Annotated in this window: 2 protein-coding genes and 1 pseudogene; 1 reads left to right on the forward strand and 2 read right to left on the reverse strand. The window is 45.7% G+C overall.

The window, feature by feature from the left end; translation table 11 throughout:
• Together C7B77_RS27995 and C7B77_RS28000 are read right to left on the reverse strand one after the other, a co-directional pair.
• Window positions 1-298: pseudogene (locus tag C7B77_RS27995) on the reverse strand (ATP-dependent helicase); the annotation flags it as partial.
• Between the two features lie 268 nt (window positions 299-566).
• A complete protein-coding gene (locus tag C7B77_RS28000; protein WP_106312788.1) occupies window positions 567-1529 on the reverse strand; it encodes an orange carotenoid protein N-terminal domain-containing protein in 963 nt (320 codons plus the stop codon).
• 195 nt (window positions 1530-1724) lie between these two features.
• Between C7B77_RS28000 and C7B77_RS28005 the strand changes: the two genes are divergently transcribed.
• Complete coding sequence (locus tag C7B77_RS28005; RefSeq protein WP_106312791.1) at window positions 1725-2450, forward strand: fatty acid desaturase; 726 nt, start codon at window positions 1725-1727, stop codon at window positions 2448-2450.
• Window positions 2451-2555: the final 105 nt, after the last annotated feature.

The following is a 2555-nucleotide window of genomic DNA, read 5'->3' on the forward strand; positions in this document are numbered from 1 at the left end:
CGATCACACCCTGTCTACCTGCCTTTTTCCACGCCATTAGAGCGGCTGCTTGATGGGGATATGGTTCGAGGTTGAGCTGCGAATCTAGTTCGATCGAGGCAAAAGCTTTGGCTTTATCGATAAAGTCGGTATTATCTTGCTGGAGTGCTTCGATGACTTGGCGATAATTAATTCCTGGTATCCGAAATTTCTCGACACGATCGTCCCACGTTGCATACTCCATCCAGCCTCTACCCTTTGGTGGTGGATGTAGTAACAATGTTCCGCGATCGTAGCTCAGAGTTGGCACTCTTGCCATAAAAATTGCTCAAAGGTAGGCACACCTTATGGTAGCAGGGGAAAGGGGTGGATGGGTGGATGGGTGGATGAGTAATGAGTAATGAGTAATGAGTAATGAGTAATGAGTATTGGGTAAATGAGTGGATGATAGGTAGATGAGTGGATGAAATGGTGCCGACAACCCAATCCTGTCAATCCTCAAATCCTCAAAATCCTGATAAAAAAGGATACCTAATAAATAGGTACCCCGAATGGATAGCAATTAATTAATCAGTTGAAGCTAAAACTTAAACTCGACGGAGGTTGAGTAATTCTTTAGGCGAAGCGAGCAGATCGATCGCGACGAAGAAGATTTTACCTTGAGGATCGAGCAAGAACCGCCAAGCAATGTTCATACCAACACTGGCACCAAACCAAGGAGTTTGAACTTTACCTGTAACTTTGATTTGAGTGTAACCATCATCGATCGGTTCGACGACACCGCGTTCTGGTAACATCTTCAAGCCTACGCATTCTTCACGCATGTAAGTGAGAATCGCCGCTTGTCCGACAACTGGAGCTTGGAAAGGAGGTTGCAGCGCACCTTCTTCTGCAAATAAACTCGATGCTGCCATGAAGTCAAAGGCATTCATGTTGTCGATGTAGCTGAGTACTGTATAGTTATCTACACCCTCGATCGCTGCGCGCGAGCGATCTGCAAAAGCACGGGGAGTAACTGAAGGTGCTTCGCGTTTGTCATAATCTTGACCGCGTGCTGGGTCGTAACCCATGTTTACTACAGTGTTACGTAGTACCGTGATTTGTTGACCTGCATCGAGTCCTTTGATTGTTTCGAGTAAAGCACTCGCTTCAGGAGAAGCCTGATAACCATCGGGAATCGGTGCTACCAAACCCTGTTTCATCATTTGTCCTAATTCATACCAAAATCCTAGTTTGGTATTCATCCGGAATGATGTAAAAGTCCGACAAATTGGGGTGTCGGTGTGCATTGCCAAGTCGGTCATGACTTGAGTCTGTGCCGCAGGCTGCATCGCTTTAATCTCATTTAACAGTGGTTGTGCCAGTGCCATACTTGCCGAACCAGTTGCCGCTGGAGTAATTGTAACTCCCATCTCAGTGTAAGCGTACCAAAGTAAGGCTAATTGATCTTCAACGCTGAGTTGCTCGAACGCTGCGGTGACGGCAGGCACTGCATCAGCAACTAACGTGTTGGAAAAAATTGATTGCGCAGACTTGAGTGAGATTGACATACTTTATTAAAATTTATGTAATGGATAAGTTGATGCTTGTCAGGGTTAGTTAACAAAACTTAACGATTTGTTACAATACTATAACGGGGCTAGCCTAAAAAGCAAGCTATCCAAATTCACACGGCAGAGCTACCAGAGATTTATGATATGTTTTTGGCTTTATAGGCTAGATACGTTGCAAAGGACAGGCGATCGATGACTCACATATTCCAACTTAAGAACAGCGTATCATTACAAGTAACCATCGCGATCGTGGGAGTCTGGGCAATTAGCTTATGGAAATGCGTTCAGATCCGACTTGACACTTTGCATCCAATTTTGTTCGTTTGTCTGTTTATCTGGCAAACCTGGCTCTATACAGGGCTATTTATCATCGCGCACGATGCCATGCATGGAAGTATCTATCCTTCTCCAAAAGTCAATCGTGCGATCGGACAGTTCTGTTTGTGGTTTTATGCAGGCTTTGACTACCCACAACTATGCGCCAAACATCACCAACACCATAAGTACCCTGCTAGCGATCGAGATCCCGACTTTCACAACGGAGAAGCAAAACATTTTTGGGGCTGGTTCGGACATTTTGTCAGCGAACATATCACTTGGCGGCAAGTAATAACTATTATCTCGATGTATGCAACTGGCGTAGCCATCTGTCACTATTTTTTCCCCCAGCCGTTGTGGTGGCAAGCTGTGAATCTGGCTTGTTTTTGGGTATTTCCGTCGCTGGTGAGTTCGCTCCAGCTATTTTACTTTGGGACATATCTACCGCATCGCGAACCCGTTGGCGGCTATATCGAGCCACACCGCGCGGAGACAATCCCGCGATCGCGTTGGTGGTCATTAATTAGTTGCTATCATTTCGGCTACCACCGCAAACACCATGAGTCGCCGCAGATTCCTTGGTGGCAGTTGTATGAGTAGGCTTTAGGCTTTAGGCTTTAGGCTTTAGGCTTTAGGCTTTAGGCTTTAGGCTTTAGGGGAAAGGGGAAAAGCTTTGGGTTTTGAACGAACTGCGTTCTTTTTTTA

This window comes from Chamaesiphon polymorphus CCALA 037 (assembly GCF_003003845.1).
GTDB lineage: Bacteria > Cyanobacteriota > Cyanobacteriia > Cyanobacteriales > Chamaesiphonaceae > Chamaesiphon > Chamaesiphon polymorphus.

Bases quoted from the DNA above. Each gene is read 5' to 3' on its own strand.
- C7B77_RS28000 (WP_106312788.1), bottom strand. From the start codon at position 1,529: ATGTCAATCTCACTCAAGTCTGCGCAATCAATTTTTTCCAACACGTTA.
- C7B77_RS28005 (WP_106312791.1), top strand. From the start codon at position 1,725: ATGACTCACATATTCCAACTTAAGAACAGCGTATCATTACAAGTAACC.